18 protein-coding genes are annotated in these 15,538 nt (G+C 60.2%); 11 read left to right on the forward strand and 7 right to left on the reverse strand.

From position 1 onward, the window contains the following. Nucleotides 1–52: 52 nt before the first annotated feature. Both QTL94_RS13570 and QTL94_RS13575 read left to right on the forward strand, forming a co-directional pair. Complete coding sequence (locus QTL94_RS13570; protein WP_289802218.1) at nt 53–790, forward strand: DUF1223 domain-containing protein; 738 nt, start codon at nt 53–55, stop codon at nt 788–790. A 353-nt stretch (nt 791–1,143) separates the two neighbouring features. Then, nucleotides 1,144–1,542: a DUF2794 domain-containing protein gene (locus QTL94_RS13575; RefSeq protein WP_065694514.1), complete on the forward strand. Its 399-nt coding sequence runs from the start codon at nt 1,144–1,146 to the stop codon at nt 1,540–1,542. Between the two features lie 6 nt (nt 1,543–1,548). On the opposite strand, the gene QTL94_RS13580 is transcribed toward QTL94_RS13575, so the two are convergent. The 4 genes from QTL94_RS13580 to QTL94_RS13595 all read right to left on the reverse strand — a co-directional run bounded on the left by QTL94_RS13580 (nt 1,549) and on the right by QTL94_RS13595 (nt 6,369). Then, the gene (locus QTL94_RS13580) at nt 1,549–2,106 is read right to left on the reverse strand and encodes a GNAT family N-acetyltransferase (protein ID WP_065694513.1); all 558 of its coding nucleotides are present in this window, start codon (nt 2,104–2,106) and stop codon (nt 1,549–1,551) included. A gap of 105 nt (nt 2,107–2,211) precedes the next feature. Further along, nucleotides 2,212–2,940 carry a Bax inhibitor-1/YccA family protein gene (locus QTL94_RS13585; RefSeq protein WP_065694512.1) on the reverse strand — a complete coding sequence of 243 codons (729 nt, stop codon included), beginning with the start codon at nt 2,938–2,940 and terminating at the stop codon, nt 2,212–2,214. Between the two features lie 181 nt (nt 2,941–3,121). Continuing rightward, a complete protein-coding gene (locus QTL94_RS13590) occupies nt 3,122–5,665 on the reverse strand; it encodes an ABC transporter permease (protein ID WP_065694511.1) in 2,544 nt (847 codons plus the stop codon). Continuing rightward, nucleotides 5,662–6,369 (reverse strand): ABC transporter ATP-binding protein, encoded by a 708-nt coding sequence (locus QTL94_RS13595; RefSeq protein WP_065694510.1) that lies wholly within the window; start codon nt 6,367–6,369, stop codon nt 5,662–5,664. Before QTL94_RS13595 ends, QTL94_RS13590 begins: the two co-directional genes overlap by 4 nt. 53 nt (nt 6,370–6,422) lie before the next feature. On the opposite strand from QTL94_RS13595, the gene QTL94_RS13600 reads away from it, so the two are divergent. Further along, a complete protein-coding gene (locus QTL94_RS13600; protein WP_065694509.1) occupies nt 6,423–7,067 on the forward strand; it encodes an arylesterase in 645 nt (214 codons plus the stop codon). 68 nt (nt 7,068–7,135) lie between these two features. Further along, complete coding sequence (gene thpR / locus QTL94_RS13605; RefSeq protein ID WP_065694508.1) at nt 7,136–7,729, forward strand: RNA 2',3'-cyclic phosphodiesterase; 594 nt, start codon at nt 7,136–7,138, stop codon at nt 7,727–7,729. On the opposite strand, the gene QTL94_RS13610 is transcribed toward thpR, so the two are convergent. After that, nucleotides 7,663–8,133, reverse strand: a complete 471-nt coding sequence (locus tag QTL94_RS13610; protein ID WP_289802219.1) for a low molecular weight protein-tyrosine-phosphatase — start codon at nt 8,131–8,133, stop codon at nt 7,663–7,665. The two genes, thpR and QTL94_RS13610, sit on opposite strands and share 67 nt — an antisense overlap. 35 nt (nt 8,134–8,168) lie before the next feature. Between QTL94_RS13610 and QTL94_RS13615 the strand changes: the two genes are divergently transcribed. Both QTL94_RS13615 and QTL94_RS13620 read left to right on the forward strand, forming a co-directional pair. Further along, nucleotides 8,169–8,474, forward strand: a complete 306-nt coding sequence (locus tag QTL94_RS13615; RefSeq protein WP_289802220.1) for a 4a-hydroxytetrahydrobiopterin dehydratase — start codon at nt 8,169–8,171, stop codon at nt 8,472–8,474. Between the two features lie 52 nt (nt 8,475–8,526). Further along, the gene (locus QTL94_RS13620; RefSeq protein WP_289802221.1) at nt 8,527–8,916 is read left to right on the forward strand and encodes a YkvA family protein; all 390 of its coding nucleotides are present in this window, start codon (nt 8,527–8,529) and stop codon (nt 8,914–8,916) included. Between the two features lie 12 nt (nt 8,917–8,928). On the opposite strand, the gene QTL94_RS13625 is transcribed toward QTL94_RS13620, so the two are convergent. Continuing rightward, nucleotides 8,929–9,489 carry a sigma-70 family RNA polymerase sigma factor gene (locus QTL94_RS13625; protein ID WP_289802222.1) on the reverse strand — a complete coding sequence of 187 codons (561 nt, stop codon included), beginning with the start codon at nt 9,487–9,489 and terminating at the stop codon, nt 8,929–8,931. 333 nt (nt 9,490–9,822) lie between these two features. Here QTL94_RS13625 and QTL94_RS13630 point away from each other — a divergent pair, with 333 nt between their 5' ends. The 5 genes from QTL94_RS13630 (at nt 9,823) to QTL94_RS13650 (ending at nt 14,826) form a co-directional block, all read left to right on the forward strand. Beyond that, a complete protein-coding gene (locus tag QTL94_RS13630) occupies nt 9,823–10,386 on the forward strand; it encodes an invasion associated locus B family protein (protein ID WP_065694504.1) in 564 nt (187 codons plus the stop codon). Between the two features lie 227 nt (nt 10,387–10,613). After that, on the forward strand, nt 10,614–11,849 hold the full coding sequence (gene rlmN / locus QTL94_RS13635) for a dual-specificity RNA methyltransferase RlmN (protein WP_289802223.1): 1,236 nt from the start codon (nt 10,614–10,616) through the stop codon (nt 11,847–11,849). Nucleotides 11,850–11,956: 107 nt separating this feature from the next. Continuing rightward, nucleotides 11,957–12,913, forward strand: a complete 957-nt coding sequence (locus tag QTL94_RS13640; protein ID WP_113521367.1) for an ABC transporter substrate-binding protein — start codon at nt 11,957–11,959, stop codon at nt 12,911–12,913. A gap of 240 nt (nt 12,914–13,153) precedes the next feature. Further along, nucleotides 13,154–14,035, forward strand: a complete 882-nt coding sequence (locus QTL94_RS13645) for an ABC transporter permease (RefSeq protein ID WP_065694501.1) — start codon at nt 13,154–13,156, stop codon at nt 14,033–14,035. After that, nucleotides 14,032–14,826 (forward strand): ABC transporter ATP-binding protein, encoded by a 795-nt coding sequence (locus QTL94_RS13650; protein WP_289802224.1) that lies wholly within the window; start codon nt 14,032–14,034, stop codon nt 14,824–14,826. The genes QTL94_RS13645 and QTL94_RS13650 overlap by 4 nt, the downstream gene beginning before the upstream one ends. Before the next feature lie 51 nt (nt 14,827–14,877). On the opposite strand, the gene QTL94_RS13655 is transcribed toward QTL94_RS13650, so the two are convergent. Continuing rightward, nucleotides 14,878–15,519, reverse strand: coding sequence for a LysE family translocator (locus QTL94_RS13655; RefSeq protein WP_289802225.1), 642 nt, complete (start codon nt 15,517–15,519; stop codon nt 14,878–14,880). Nucleotides 15,520–15,538 lie beyond the last annotated feature (19 nt).

The following is a 15,538-nucleotide window of genomic DNA, read 5'->3' on the forward strand; positions in this document are numbered from 1 at the left end:
CCTGCAGTCATTTGGCTGGACTGTCAGGTGCTGAAGAAAAAGGTGCAGGTGAATGTCCGCGCGGTTTTTGATTTCGCTGATTGCAGGCGTGGCCCTTGGGGGTCCGCTTTTTGCGCAAGATGCGCCGAAAGGCGTTGTCGAGCTCTTTACCGCTCAGGGATGCTCATCCTGTCCGCCGGCTGATGCCGCTTTCCGCAAGCTGGTAGAGCGCGGCGACGTGATTGCGCTCGCCTATCACGTCGACTACTGGAATTATCTCGGCTGGGCCGATACCCTGAGCTCGAAGGAAAACACCGAACGTCAGTATGGCTATGCGCGCACGATGGGGCGCAGCAACGTCTATACGCCGCAGGTCGTGGTCAACGGTCGTGATCATGTGGCGGGCGCCGATCTCAACGGCATTACCAGCAAGCTCGATGGCTTTGTCACTGAAGGCAAAGGCCTGACGGTGCCTGTCAACGCTCGCATCAAAGATGATGAGCTGGAGATCAAGATCGGCGCCGGGCCAGGCAAAGCAAACGTCGTGATGGTCTATTTCGATCGCGAGAAGACGATCGATGTCGAAAAGGGCGAAAACAGCGGCCAGAAAATTGCCTATCTGAACAGCGTGACCGACGTTGAAACGGTCGGTATGTGGGATGGCAAGGAAACGAGCTTGACGCTACCCGCCAATGTCATGCAGAAGCCTGATCTTGAAGGTTGCGCGATTCTTCTACAGTCTTCTACCGTGGATGGAACGCCGTCGGCAATTCTTGGCGCGACGGTCATCATGGCTGGCAAGAACATCTGAAGAGTTTCACCTGCTTTGGCAGGTGGAAAACGGGGCGGCCCGGCTGATCGTATTCGGGGCTGGGGTTAAGGTCGATACGGTCAGCCGGGCCCTTTGGCGCGCTGGCGCCAAACTTTCACATTGCCTTCGAATCAGGTGAGGCGATGCGCAGTGTTGATTTTGCAGCGAATCTTGATGACCCGCAGCGCGTTGGGGGGAATTTCCCTTGCAAATGAGGCGCTGTTTTGACTGAATTACGGCGCTCGGGAGATTGCACAGAGTATGCTTAATGTGACCGGCCGGCCGCTTGCAATTTGTAAACGCTAAGGCAAACTGTCATTCTCCTGTCACAAGCGGAGGCCCTGGGAGACCTGATGACAGATCAGCCGGATTTGCGGCACGGCGAGAGCCGGACAGCCGACAGCAGTTCCCCAATCGTGGATCTCAAGGAATACAAGCAGAGCAAGGATCCGCTTCCGGTCACCTTTCATCGCCGCGAACTCGATGCGATCCTTTGGATCTACGGCCGGATGGTCGGTGAAGGCGAATGGCGGGACTATGCGATCGACCACCTGAAGGACCGCGCGGTCTTTTCGGTGTTCAAGCGTTCCGGCGAGATGCCGCTTTTCCGTATCGAGAAGAACCCGAAGCTGGCCGCAAAGCAGGGCGCGTTCTCGGTGGTCAACACGCACGGCGTCATTCTGAAGCGCGGACACGAGCTGCCGCAGGTTCTGAAGGTCTTCAACAAGACCCTCAAGCTCGTTGAGACGTGAGGGCGCTCACTCCCTGAAGAGACTGCCGGGGTAAGCATCCAGGTCAGGTTCTGATGCCGTGCCGTCGCCAAGGACGCGCTGCATGATCATCGTATCCAGCCAACGTCCGTGCTTGTAGCCTGTACCCTTGAGCAGGCCTGCTTCCTGGAAGCCCACCGCCTTGTGGAGCGTAATAGAGGCCGGGTGGGCGCCACCGATCACCGCGGTCATCTGGCGAAAACCAAGCGCTGCGCACCGCTTCACGATCTCCTCCAGAAGCATCTTGCCGATTCCGCGCCCACGCGCCTCAGGGGCCAGATAGATCGAATCCTCGACCATCCATCGATAGGCAGGGCGCGTGCGAAATGCCGATGCGTAGGCGTAGCCCAGCAAGCTGTCCGCCTCATCGACTGCTGCAATGTAGGGATAATGCTGACCGGTGATCGCCGAGAACCGTGCTGCCATCTCCGCCTCTGTCGGTGGAGCTATTTCGTAACTTGCGACGCCATTCAGCACGGCCTCGCTGTAGATGGCGGTCACAGCACCGAGATCGGAAGGTGATACGTCGCGGATGGAAACAGGCATTCGAACAGGCCGGCAATTGATGAAGACGAGACTTCAGATCATTCGCCGGAACGTCGCGCAACAAAAAAGGCGGCCGAAGCCGCCTTTTCCGATTGTTCATTCCTCTTACTTGCGGTTGCCCATGAACTGCAGGAGGAACATGAAGAGGTTGATGAAGTCGAGGTAGAGCGTCAGGGCGCCCATGATGGCCTTGCGGCCCGACACGGCTGCGTCGTCGGCTTCGTAGTACATTTCCTTGATGCGCTGAGTATCGTAGGCGGTCAGGCCTGCGAAGATCAGGACACCGATCACCGAGATCGCAAACTGCATGGCAGACGATGCCAGGAAGATGTTGACGATCGAGGCGATGATCAGGCCGAAAAGACCCATGATCAGGAACGAACCCATCGCCGACAGATCGCGCTTGGTCGAGTAGCCATAGATCGACAGCGCGCCGAAGGAGGCGGCCGTGACGAAGAAGGTCTGAACGACGCTCTGGCCCGTGTAGATCAGGAAGACCGACGAGAGCGACAATCCAACCAGCGCTGCATAGACCGCGAAGGTCGTCTGCGCGGCGGATACGCTCATGCTATTGATCCTAAAGCTCAGGAAGAACACCATTGCGAGCGGAGCAAAAATCACGATCCACTTCAGCGGGCTCGTGTAGATTGCTGCGCCGAAGGCGGTCAGCTGGCCATCGGAGACGGCGAACGTGAATGCGAAGTAGGCGGCCAAACCAGTGATCGCCAGACCGAGTGCCATCAGGTTGTAGACCTTGAGCATGTAGCTGCGCAGGCCCTGATCGATCATCTCGCCGGTTTGCACGCGGCTTTGGTAGTTACGAAGGTCAGCCATAGTTTCCTCTTACAAGCTCCGATGTGAACACGGTGTCGGGGTTGTCGACCCGGGCGCCGCTGCGGAGCTCCAGCATGCCTGCCCACAATATGAGCCCTTCGTCCTTCGCAAACAAGGGCCTTGCAACCCGCGATCGGGTTAAATCGCAGTAAGGTGAAGCGAATTTCTCTTCATCTTCAAGTCACAGCTCGCGCAAAACGGGTGCTGCCTTCTGGCCGAGGATGCGCCAGGTGCCAACCAGACCGATGCCGACGGTGAGGATCAGCGCGGTAATCAGTGTGACGCCGGCAACGCCGGGCAGGAAGTGCGACGGTATGTGCATGATGCGGGAGAGAATGTACCAGGCGGCGACACCGCCGGCGAGGAGCGCGAAAACCGCCGTCGCGGCGCCAAGCATCAGATATTCGTAGCAAAAGGCGCGGATCAGCATCCTTCGCGTCGCGCCAAGGGTTTTGAGCACGACGGCGTCGTGGGTGCGCGCACGGTTTCCAGCGGCGAGCGCTCCGGCGAGAACCAGCACCGAGGCGATCAGGGCCACCGATGCGGCGGCGCGGATGGCGGTCGCAAGCTGAGCGACCAGCGTGTTGATGATATCGATCGCGTCCTTCACGCGGACGCTGGTGATGGTCGGATAGGTATTGGTGACGGATTTAAGGATCGCCGCCTCCTCGGGCGCGGTCGCCGACGGGTCGGTCAGCGTCGCGAGCCAGGCGTGCGGAGCACCCCGGAAGGTATTCGGCGAGAAGACCATAACGAAATTGATCGACAGGGATTCCCACTCGACCTTGCGCAGGTTGGCTATCCGCGCGGTGATGTTGCGGCCAAGCACGTTGACCGTCACCGTGTCGCCGATCTTCAGGCCCAGTTCCTTGGCTTCCTCGTTTGAGAAGGATACCAGCGGCTCACCGGTATAGTCTTTCGGCCACCAGGTGCCTTCCGTCAGAGAGGCGTTCTCCGGCAGGGTTTCCGCATAGGTGATGCCGCGATCGCCGCGCAGGACCCATTGCCCCGCGGGCGGGACTTTCCGTTTGGCGACGTCTTCGCCATTGAACGCAAGGATGCGACCGCGCAGCATCGGGACTTCGACAAGTTTCCCCTCCGGGGCCGTGGTTTTGACCAGATTTCGGAAATTCTCGACTTCGGAGCCCTGGATGTCGACGAAGAAGAAGTTGGGTGCGCCATCGGCCATGCGCCCGGTCAATTGCCGGCGCATGTTGCTATCGATCAGTGTAAGCGTGACGAGCAGGGCGAGTCCCAGGCCGAGCGAAAGCACGACCGATGGCGTCAATGCACCGGGCCGATGAATGTTGCCGATTGCCAGCCGAAGGGCAGGCGAATTCACGCGGGGGCTCCGACGCGCCAGCCATGCGATGCCGGCGGCCACCAGGCGCAGCACCACGAAGGCGAACGCGATGGCGCCGATAAAGACAACGGCGATGAAGCGATCATACGCTGTTACGATCGCCAGACCGGCAAGAGCCGCAAGGAACGCAGCAGCCAGCAGGATGTAAGGCCACGACGGGAGTTTGCGGGCCTCGAAACCCTGCTCGCGGAAAAGGGCCGTTGCCGGAACCTCGCGGGCGTGTCCGAGCGGCATGATTGCAAAGGCAAGCGTGGTCAGGATGCCAAACAGGACCGCCAGCGAGAGAGCCACGGGATAGAGCGTCGGTTCGGTCGAAACCGGGAGAAACCGCGCCAGGAACTGCGCCGCCAACATCGGGGCCAGTGCCCCGACCACCAAGCCGGCGACGATGCCTGCGAGCGCGATCAGGCCGATCTGAAAAAGATAGATCAGAACAACGGTGGACGCCGGGGCGCCAAGGCATTTGAACGTTGCGATCGTGGTCCGCTTGGAATCCAGGAAGGCGCGCACCGCATTCGCGACGCCTACGCCGCCGACGATCAGTGCGGTCAGGCCAACCAGCGTCAGGAACTGCGAAAATCGCTCGACATTATCGGTCAGCGACGGCGCGGCCCGGTCGCTGGTTCGGATCGACCAGCCGGCAGAGGGGAATTCCTTGGTGGCTTTGTCGGTAATCGTCGGCGTGTCGCTCGGGTTGTCCAGGCGTATCTTATAGACATTCTCGACAAGGCTTCCCGTCTGGATAAGGCCCGAGGCTTTCAACGCCTCCCGACTGACGAGCAGTCGTGGCGCGAAGCCGAAGCCTTCCGAAATGGAGTCCGGTTCGGTCTTCACTGTTCCGGTGATGTTGAGAATGACGTTGCCAAGCAGGATTTCATCCCCGACGGAGAGGCCGAGGCGTTCCAGCAGCAAAGGCGCGGCGACGGCGCCGTAGGTGCCGCTTTGGTCGGCAAGAAGCCGAGGGAGCGAATAGTTAGGCTCGGATTCGAAGGTGCCATAGAGCGGGTAGGCACCGTCTACAGCCTTGACCTCGACGAGGGCCTGGTCGCTGCCGTCGGGCTTGCGTGCCATGGATCGCAGCCCCGATGATATGGAAACTTTTCCAAGGCCCTGCAGGAATCCTATTTCCTGCTCTGTCGCTTCTCGGTTATTGAGCTCGAAACGTACGTCGGCGGCCAACAACTCCTGGCCACGCGTCGAGATCGTGTCGGTGATGGACTGCGAGACGGAGTTGACGGCGGCGATCGCCGCGGTCCCCAGCGCGATGCACGCGAGGAAGATGTAAAAGCCTTTAAGGCCCCCGCGTAGCTCGCGGAGCGCCAGCCGGAAGGCGAGGGAAGCACGCGGAGTGACAAGCCTCATGCAATTGCCGCCTCGTTGCGCACGGCGGCGTCGTCGCCTTCGATCTGACCGGAGCGCACGCGTATCTGGCGCATGCAGCGCCGCGCAAGCGAGGCGTCGTGGGTGACCAGCAACAAGGTCATGCCCCGCTCGGTCTGCTTTGAAAACAACAGGTCTGCGATCTGGCGACCGGTATCTGCATCCAGATTTCCGGTCGGCTCGTCGGCGATCAGGAGAGCTGGCGAGGGTGCGAGTGCCCGGGCGATAGCGACGCGTTGCTGCTCGCCACCCGACAACTGGCCGGGATAGTGGTTCAGACGGTCGCCGAGACCGACGGCTTTCAGTTCGCGGCGGGCAATCTCGAAGGGGTTTTGAACATTGGCGAGTTCGAGAGGGACCGCGACATTTTCAAGCGCGGTCATGTTGGCGATCAGGTGAAACGACTGAAAGACGATGCCGATGTTTCGGCCGCGAAAATCGGCGACCTGATCCTCGCTCAGCGCGTGGAGCGGCGTGTCGCTGATATTGATCTCGCCGCTGTCGAGCCTTTCCAGCCCGGCCAAGACCATCAGCAAGGTCGATTTGCCGGAACCGGAAGGCCCTACGATGCCGACGGATTCGCCGGCCTGGATCGTCAGGTCGATGCCCTTCAGCACATGGACCGAGGCTGCTGCGCTGCCAAGCGTCAAATCGGCACGCTTCAGCTCGATGATGGTTTTTGCCAACGTTTATTGCCCTATATAGATGCCGATCGTCCTGCCAATCTAGGGAAAGCGGAATGAGTTTTAAAGCTGCCGGCCTTCACATCGCCGTCATTGTTGCGTCTCTGCTCTTTTGCGTTGCCGCTGATGCAAAAACGATCAGGCTCGTCGGATTCGGCGATAGCCTGATGGCTGGATACCAACTTCCTCCCGGCGACGGCTTTCCCGAGAAGCTGCAGGCCGCGCTGAAAGCGAAGGGGATCGACGTCGAAATCGCCAATGCCGGTGTGTCTGGAGACACCACGACAGGCGGTCTGGCGCGCATCGATTGGTCGGTTCCGGACGGTACCGATGGCGTGATACTGGAGCTCGGCGCCAACGATGCGTTGCGGGGTATCCCGCCTGAACAAAGTGAAAAAAACCTCGATGAGATGATTGCCCGGCTAAAGGGACGCGGGATCGCGGTTCTTCTCGCTGGAATGATGGCGCCACCGAACATGGGCGGCGACTACGCGGCGCGCTTCAATCCGATCTACCAGAAACTCTCGCAAAAACATGGCGTTGCCCTATATCCTTTCTTTCTCGACGGGATCGTGCTGGACGCCGGGCTGAAGCTGGAGGATGGAATGCACCCGAACAGCAAGGGCGTCGATGTCATGGTCGAGAAGATGGAGCCGGCTATCACGCAATTCATTGGAACGATTTCTACTGTGAAGAATTAGGGACTTGCGCAGGTGCGCAATGCGTGATTCCGTGTGAGCACCTGCAAAAGATTCGGGGAGTGCTCGTTATGCCGAGACTTTTTACCGCCCTCGAAATTCCGCGCAATGCGGCGATGAGCCTTTCATTGCTGCGCGGCGGTCTGCCTGGTGCCAGATGGATCGATGTGGAGAATTATCACATCACTTTGCGGTTCATCGGCGATGTTGACGGACGCACGGCAGACGAAATCGTTGATCGGCTCGATCGCATCGATCGGCCCGAATTCCAGATCCGGCTCGAAGGCATCGGTTCCTTCGGATCGAAGAAGCCGCATTCGATCTGGGCTGGCGTGACGCCGTCGCCGGAGATGTATGCGCTCCAGGCGGAAATCGAGCGGATCTGCCAACGCATCGGACTGCCGCCGGATCCACGCAAGTTCATGCCGCATGTCACGTTGGCGCGGCTCAAGGCGTCTCGCGTGGATGACGTCGTTCACTATCTTGCCGGTCGCGGCAACTTCCAGACATCGACCTTCACCGTTCCGCGCTTCGTGCTTCTTTCGTCACGAGACTCGGTGGGCGGTGGGCCATATCTGACGGAAGAAATCTTCCCGCTTCATGAGGCGTTGTCGGCACCAAACGCAGCGAGCAGCTTCCTGCAGCCGGTCAAGAGCCTGGCATAGACCAGCTGGAAGTCGCTGTTGTCGCCATAATAGGAATCGGGGATATCCTCGCCGGTCCCCGCTGCATCACCGAACAGCCGGATATTGCCGGCTGAAGGCGCGATGCGAAGAAGGTCGGCCACGTTGTCCCTATCCATCGCAAGGATCATGTCAAACGCGCTGAAATCCGCTTTCCTGATCCGACGCGCCCGCTGGGCGGATATGTCGACGCCATACTTTCTTGCGATTGCAATGGAGCGGTGATCCGGCGGTTCGCCTTCATGCCAGCCGCCGGTACCAGCTGAATCGACAGCGAAACGCTCGGAAAGACCTGCCTCTGCCGCGAGATGCGTGAAAATGCCTTCGGCCAGTGGCGAACGGCATATATTGCCCATGCAAACAAACAGGATGCTGATGCGTTTCATAAGAGACCCAAAGCGGAAAGAGAAGGGACCATCGCATGAAACGGGAAAAACTGGAACGCCAGGCCATCGATAGCGAATTGGCCAAACTCGAGGGCTGGGCTCTCGGCGAGGGAGCAACCTCGATCTCCAAAACCTTCAAGTTTTCGAACTTCGTCGAGGCCTTCGGCTTCATGACCGAGGCCGCTCTCGCCGCCGAAAAGCTCAACCACCATCCCGAATGGTTCAATGTCTATTCGCGCGTCGAGGTGAAGCTCAACACCCATGACGCTGGCGGTTTGACCGAACTCGATTTCAAGCTCGCAGCCGCCATGGACGAAGCTCGCGCACGTCGCGGCAATTGAATCGCAGCGCAAAGACCACCATATCTGCGCCTGAAAGAGAGGACGTATCTGGATGGACGACGTCAAATTCGGTGAAATCCTGTTGCCGGGCGATGAAGACACGCAGAACCGGCGCGAGCAGACCGTGCGCAAGAAGTTCTGGGTGACGTTCAAGAAGGCCGTGCGGCAGATCCCGTTTTCGCGCGATGTCGTTGCTGCGTTTTATTGTGCGCTCGATCCGCAGACGCCGACCAAGGTGCGTGGTGTTCTCCTCGCCGCGCTTGCCTATTTTGTGATGCCGATCGACATGATCCCCGATGTCTTTGCCGTCATCGGCTTTTCAGACGATGTTGCCGTGATGTCGGCGGCGATCGCGATGGTGAGCAAGCATATCAAGGCACGGCATTATGACGCCGCGGACCGTGCGCTGGCCGATGGCCCGCCGGGCATGAAAACAATTTAGCCGCCGCACGCGTCAGCTGCCTTCGGCCTCGAGAACCTTCCTGAGCTTGCCGAAGGCCAGCCGGATGCGCGATTTCACCGTTCCGAGTGGCAAACCCGTCGCTTCGGCGATTTCGGAATGGGATTGCCCCAGAAAGAAGGCTGCCCGCAGCATCTCGCGCTGCTCTTCCGGCAGTTGCCCGACCGCGGCTCGCACATAAGCGTCACGGCTATCGTTGGCCACCATCTCATCGGCCCCAATTTCCGCAGGCGGCTGCAGCGCGGGATCCGTTTCGTCGAGGACGCGAGCACGCGCGCGGCGCTGAAGATCGATGCGGCGGTTGCGCGCAATCCGGAAGAGCCAGGTCGAGAGTGATGATCGCGTCGAATCATAGAGATCTGCCTTGTGCCAGAGGACGATCATGACCTCCTGCACCAGTTCCTCCGCCTCGCCGCTCGCCATCTTCTGGCGCAGTAACCAAGATTTGAGGCGGGGCGCAAAGTAATCGAACAGGACGGTGAATGCCTGCTGATCGCGGCGTTCCGCGACAGCCCGTGCAAGGGCGGCGAAGCGCTGTTTCTCCTCGGCATCCATATTCCGTCTCAAGCCCCCTGGCTCACCGAATTCCTCAACGGATTTCCAACGCTTAATGACCTACATCGGTTTTTTGAAACGTCAAACTCTTGCCTGAATCTTTATGTCTTAAATTCACTCGTGGCGACGGTCTCCAACGCTTGTGGCAACAAGTCGCCACGGGTGAAGCTCCAGGACCCGGCATTGACACTTGAGCGGAAATGACACAGGCAGGCACTTCTTGCGGTCTGCGTTGACGCTTTGGTAACCTGAATTAAGTCAAAATAAAGCAGATCGTGATTATGCGCCGCCCGCTCGCTTCGGGCTCGAATCGCAAGAACCGGCAGGATATCCATGTTTGTAAGAAGTATCACACTCGCCCTTTCCCTCGTTCTCGCCGGCGCTGGCATCGCATCCGCTCAAGCAAAGAAGCCCGCTGCAGCAGCACAGACAGCGCAGCAACCGGCTGCCGCCGCTTCTTCCGCGCCGACTCGCATCCAGCAGTTCCAGGCCTGGGGGGCTTACTCCTACAAGTCGGGCGCCAGCACCGTTTGCTACGTCCTCTCCGTACCGACCGAGAAGAAGCCAGCCGGTATCGACCATGGCGACAACTTCTTCATCGTCTCGCAGCGCCCTGGTCAGAACATTTCGTACGAGCCACAGGCCATGATGGGCTACACGGTTAAGGACGCTTCGAAGATCAATGTCGTGATCGACAACAAGACCTTCGTCATGTTCACCAAGGACAAGGCTGGGTGGGTCGAAAACGCGGCACAGGAACCGGCGCTTGTGGCAGCCATGAAGAGCGGTCATTCGATGACGGTCAACGCAACGTCCCGCAAGGGCACGGCGACCTCCTACAGCTATTCGCTGGCCGGTATTTCGGCTTCGCTGAAGCAGATCGAAAGCTGCAAGTAAGGCCCGCCCAGGTGCAGATGATTTTCAAAGGCCGGCCTTGCGCCGGCCTTTGTCGTTTCCATCTATAGTGACGCGCGGCGAAAATGATGCTAAAGGCGCCCACAACAGCGGATAGATCGCGGCTTGGCCGCCAAGTTCCGCATTCACTTTCTGCCTTCATGCCCGCTCCGCCCGCCAGTCATTCGGACTATCGGGAGGATCGCATGTTGAATTCGGGATTAGATTAAATGTCCGTCATGGATGCGATGACCGTTCTCAAGCCCGCAGGCAACCAGCCGGCGCGCGGCGAAGCATTGCCGAAGCCGTCGCTGATCGGCCTCACCCGCGAGGAGATGGGCGCTGCGCTGCGCGAAAAGGGCGTGCCGGAAAAGCAGATCAAGATGCGCGTGGCGCAGCTTTGGAACTGGATCTATGTGCGCGGGGTCTCCGACTTCGACCACATGGCCAATATCTCCAAGGACATGCGCGAGACGCTGAAGACGCATTTCACCATCGCCCGTCCCGAAATCGTCGAGGAGCAGGTTTCCAACGACGGCACCCGCAAGTGGCTGCTGCGCTTCCCGGCGCGTGGTGCCGGTCGTCCCGTAGAGATCGAGGCGGTCTATATTCCGGAAGAAGGTCGCGGCACGCTCTGCATCTCCAGCCAGGTCGGCTGCACGCTCACCTGTTCCTTCTGTCACACCGGCACGCAGCGCCTGGTGCGCAACCTGACGGCGGAGGAGATCCTGTCGCAGCTCCTGCTCGCCCGCGACCGGTTGGGCGATTTCCCGGATCGCGAAGCGCCGCAGGGCACGATCATGCCGGCCGAGGGCCGCAAGGTTTCGAACATCGTGATGATGGGCATGGGCGAACCGCTCTACAATTTTGACAGCGTCAAGCAGGCGCTCTTGATCGCCACCGACGGCGACGGACTTTCCCTTTCGAAAAGACGCGTCACGCTCTCGACCTCCGGTGTCGTTCCCGAGATCTTCCGCACTGGCGACGAGATCGGCGTCATGCTGGCGATCTCGCTGCATGCGGTGCGCGACGACCTGCGCGACATTCTGGTGCCGATCAACAAGAAGTATCCGCTGAAAGAGCTGATCGACGCCTGCCGCAAGTATCCGGGGCTCTCCAACGCCCGGCGCATCACCTTCGAATATGTGATGCTGAAGGACGTCAACGACAGCCTGGAGGATGCCAAGGGGCTGATCCAGCTCTTGAAGGGCGTGCCGGCGAAGATCAACCTCATTCCGTTCAACCCCTGGCCGGGTACCAACTACCAATGCTCCGACTGGGCGCAGATCGAGAAGTTCGCCGATTTCATCAACTCGGCCGGCTATGCCTCGCCGATCCGTACGCCACGCGGCCGCGACATCCTCGCCGCCTGCGGCCAGCTGAAGTCGGAATCCGAGCGCATGCGCAAGACCGAGCGCCTGGCCTTCGAGGCGATGATGATCGCGAACCACGGTGCGGATGATTGAGTTCCGGCGACTGATCAGCAAGTTTGATCCGTACAGTTTCTTCTAATGATTGATTTCGAGGGCTGCTTTTCCTAAAAGCAGCCCAAAATCATAGTTGGAGGATACCCATGCGTTCTGTTCTGCTCGCCGCCGTTGCGGCAACCCTTGCCCTTACCCTGCCTGCCAAGGCTGAAGACGTGACTGTCGCCGTCACGGCAATCGTCGAACATCCGGCGCTCGACGCCGCCCGCAAGGGTGTTCTCGATGTGCTGACAGCTGCCGGCTACAAAGAAGGTGAGAACCTGAAGTTCGAATTCCAGTCGGCTCAGGGTAATCCGGCCACGGCCGCGCAGATCGCCCGCCAGTTCGCCGGCGAAGGCCCGAACGTCATCGTGCCGATCTCTACACCTTCGGCGCAGGCAGTCGTTTCCTCCACGCACGATATCCCCGTCGTCTTTACCGCTGTGTCCGATCCTGTTGGCGCGCAGCTGGTCAAGAACATGGACAAGCCGGGCGGCAACGTCACCGGTCTTTCCGACATGTCGCCGGTCGCCGAGCATGTGGCGCTGATCAAGGAAATCCTGCCGAACGCCAAGACGATCGGCTACCTCTACAACTCGGGTGAAGCGAACTCGGTATCGCTGCTCGCCGTCCTCAAAGTCGAGGCTGAAAAGGCCGGCCTGAAGGTCGTCGAATCTGCTGCCACCAAGTCCGCCGAAGTGCAGGGTGCCGCTCGCGCGCTCGTCGGCCGTGCCGATGCGATCTACGTGCCCACCGACAACACGATCATCTCGGCCCTCGAAGGTGCCGTGGCTGTCGCCGAGGAAGCCAAGCTGCCGCTCTTCACCGCCGACACCGATTCCGTTTCGCGCGGTTCGGTCGCCGCTCTCGGCTTCAACTACTACGACGTCGGCAAGCAGACCGGCGAAATCGTCGTGCGTATCCTCAAGGGTGAGAACCCTGGCGATATCCCGGTCAAGGTTGCTGCCGGCAGCGATCTCGTCATCAACAAGGGCGCTGCCGCCAAGATGGGCGTAACGTTCCCGGAAAGCGTGCTGAAGCGCGCGACGAAGACGATCGACTAAATCAATCGCCACAGAGACCTGAATGATCAGCCGCTCCCGTTTGCACGGGGGCGGCTGATCGCATAGAGATGAAGTCCCTCTCTGGCCTGCCGGCCATCTCCCCCACAAGGGGGGAGAAGACCCGTGGCCTCGTCCTGACCCAATCGTGGAAGGGCGGATCGGCTGGGTTAAGCCCTCCCCCTTGTGGGGAGGGTTGGGAGGGGCGTGGCCACGGAAACAGCACAAGAAAGGGCAGAAGCCTTGAGTCAGATCGCATTCTGGGGAGCCGTGGAGCTGGGGCTGGTCTATGCCTTTGTTGCCCTCGGCGTTTACCTCGCATTCCGTGTACTCGATTTTCCGGATCTGACCGTCGACGGCTCGTTTCCCCTCGGCGCCGCCGTCACCGCAGTGCTGATCATCGCTGGCGTCAATGCCTGGCTGGCGGCGCTGATCGCCATGGCGGCTGGCGCCGCCGCCGGCATGGTCACTGCGATGCTCAACGTCCGTTTCAAGATCCTCAATCTGTTGGCCTCGATCCTGACAATGATCGCGCTATTTTCCGTGAACCTGCGCGTCATGGGCAAGCCGAACGTGGCGCTGATCAATGCTGATACGATGATCAGCCCGTTCTTCGGCCATGGCTTGCGTGATTTCTACGTGCGGCCGCTGTTCGTTGGCATCCTTGTCGTCATTGCTGTCATCGTCGTCTGGCGCTTCCTGGAGAGCGATTCCGGCCTTGCGATGCGCGCGACCGGGGCGAATGCCCGTATGGCCCGCGCCCAGGGCGTTGATACCAACCGCCAGATCTATCTCGGCATGGCGATCTCCAACGCGCTGGTGGCGCTCGGTGGCGCACTGTTCGCGCAGACCAATGGTTTCGCCGATGTGACCTCGGGTGTCGGTACGATCGTGGTCGGTTTGGCTGCCGTCATCATCGGCGAGACGCTGCTTGGCCGTCGGGGGCTGTTGATCGCGCTGATCGGCTGCGTCATCGGCTCGATCCTCTACCGCATTGCCATCCAGCTGGCGCTCTCGAGCGACGTGATCGGCCTGCAGGCGTCGGATCTCAATTTCGTAACCGCTGTTCTCGTGACCGTCGCGCTTATTCTTCCACGCCTGCGTCGCGGAGGAGCTTCGTCATGATCAGCGTCAAGGATGTGAAGGTCGTTTTCGGCAAGGGAACGCCGTTGGAGAAGCAGGCGCTGAAGGGCGTCAGTCTGACCATCGAGGAAGGCTCGTTCGTCACGGTGATCGGCTCCAACGGTGCCGGCAAATCCACCCTGCTCGGTGTCCTTGCCGGCGACGTGCTGGCGAGCGACGGCCAGGTGTTGATCGGTCACACCGACGTGACGCGCAAGTCGACGGCGGCGCGCGCCGGGTTGGTTGCCCGCGTGTTTCAGGATCCGCTGACGGGCAGCTGCGGTGCCTTGTCGATCGAGGAGAATCTGGCGCTGGCGGCACGGCGTGGCGAGCGGCGAGGCCTGGGGGCCGCGCTCGGCCCGAAACGCCGCGAGCATTTCCGCGAGCGGATCGCAGAGCTTAATCTCGGCCTTGAAAACCGCATGAAGGATCGCATGGATCTTTTGTCCGGCGGACAGCGGCAGGCGGTTTCGCTTGTCATGGCAACGCTTGCAGGTTCCGAAGTGCTGCTGCTCGACGAGCATACTGCGGCGCTCGACCCGGGGATGGCGGAATTCGTGATGGGCCTGACGCAGAAGATCGTGTCCGAGCGCAAGCTGACGACACTTATGGTCACGCATTCCATGCGCCAGGCGTTGGATTACGGTCACCGCACGATCATGCTGCATGGCGGTGAGATCGTGCTCGATGTCAGCGGCGATAACCGCAAGGATCTTCAGGTCGAGGACCTGATCGAGATGTTCCGCAAGATGCGCGGCCAGACATTGGACGATGACGCACTGCTGATCGGGTGATGAGCTTGTGCCCCAGGGTCGCGTGGCGACCCTGGCTGTATTGTCTCGAGATTATCGTGCCTGCGTGAGCAGAATCTTTGCCGCGAAGACCGAGAAGACGCCGGCGAAGGTGTAATCCATCCCGCGCAGCACCTTCCTGTTGTTCTGCAACCAGCTCGATAGCCAATCGGCCGCGAAGACGACGGCGGCGTTGACCGGCATGCCGATAATGATGAAGCAGAGTCCAAGGAAAAGCAGCTTGTGTGTGACCGCCGGATCGCCGGCGCTGACGAACTGCGGCAGGAAGGTCATGAAGAAGATGATGACCTTGGGGTTCAGCAGATTGACCCAGAAGCCGGAGGAAATATTGGCAAACGGCGTTGCCTTTACCTCTTCAACCTTCTTGATCGACAGTTTGGAGCCGAGGCGGACGGCCTGGATGGCAAGCCAGAGCAGATAACCGGCGCCGCCGGTCTTCAGGATCAGGAAGGCGGTCGGCGAGGCGGTGATCAGCGCGGAGATACCGAAGGCGACCAGCATGGTGTGGACGACGATACCCAGGCTGGTGCCGAGCACCACGAACAGCGCCGCCTTCTTGCCCTGCGCCAGAGAACGGCTGATCGACAGTGTCATGTCGGGGCCGGGGGTGGCGGCAAGCAGCAAGGTTGCGGCGGCGAAGGCGAGCAGGGTCGGGAAGCTTGGCAGGAAATCCATGGCACACTCTTGAAGCCGG

The organism is Rhizobium sp. S96 (assembly GCF_030382195.1).
GTDB lineage: Bacteria > Pseudomonadota > Alphaproteobacteria > Rhizobiales > Rhizobiaceae > Rhizobium.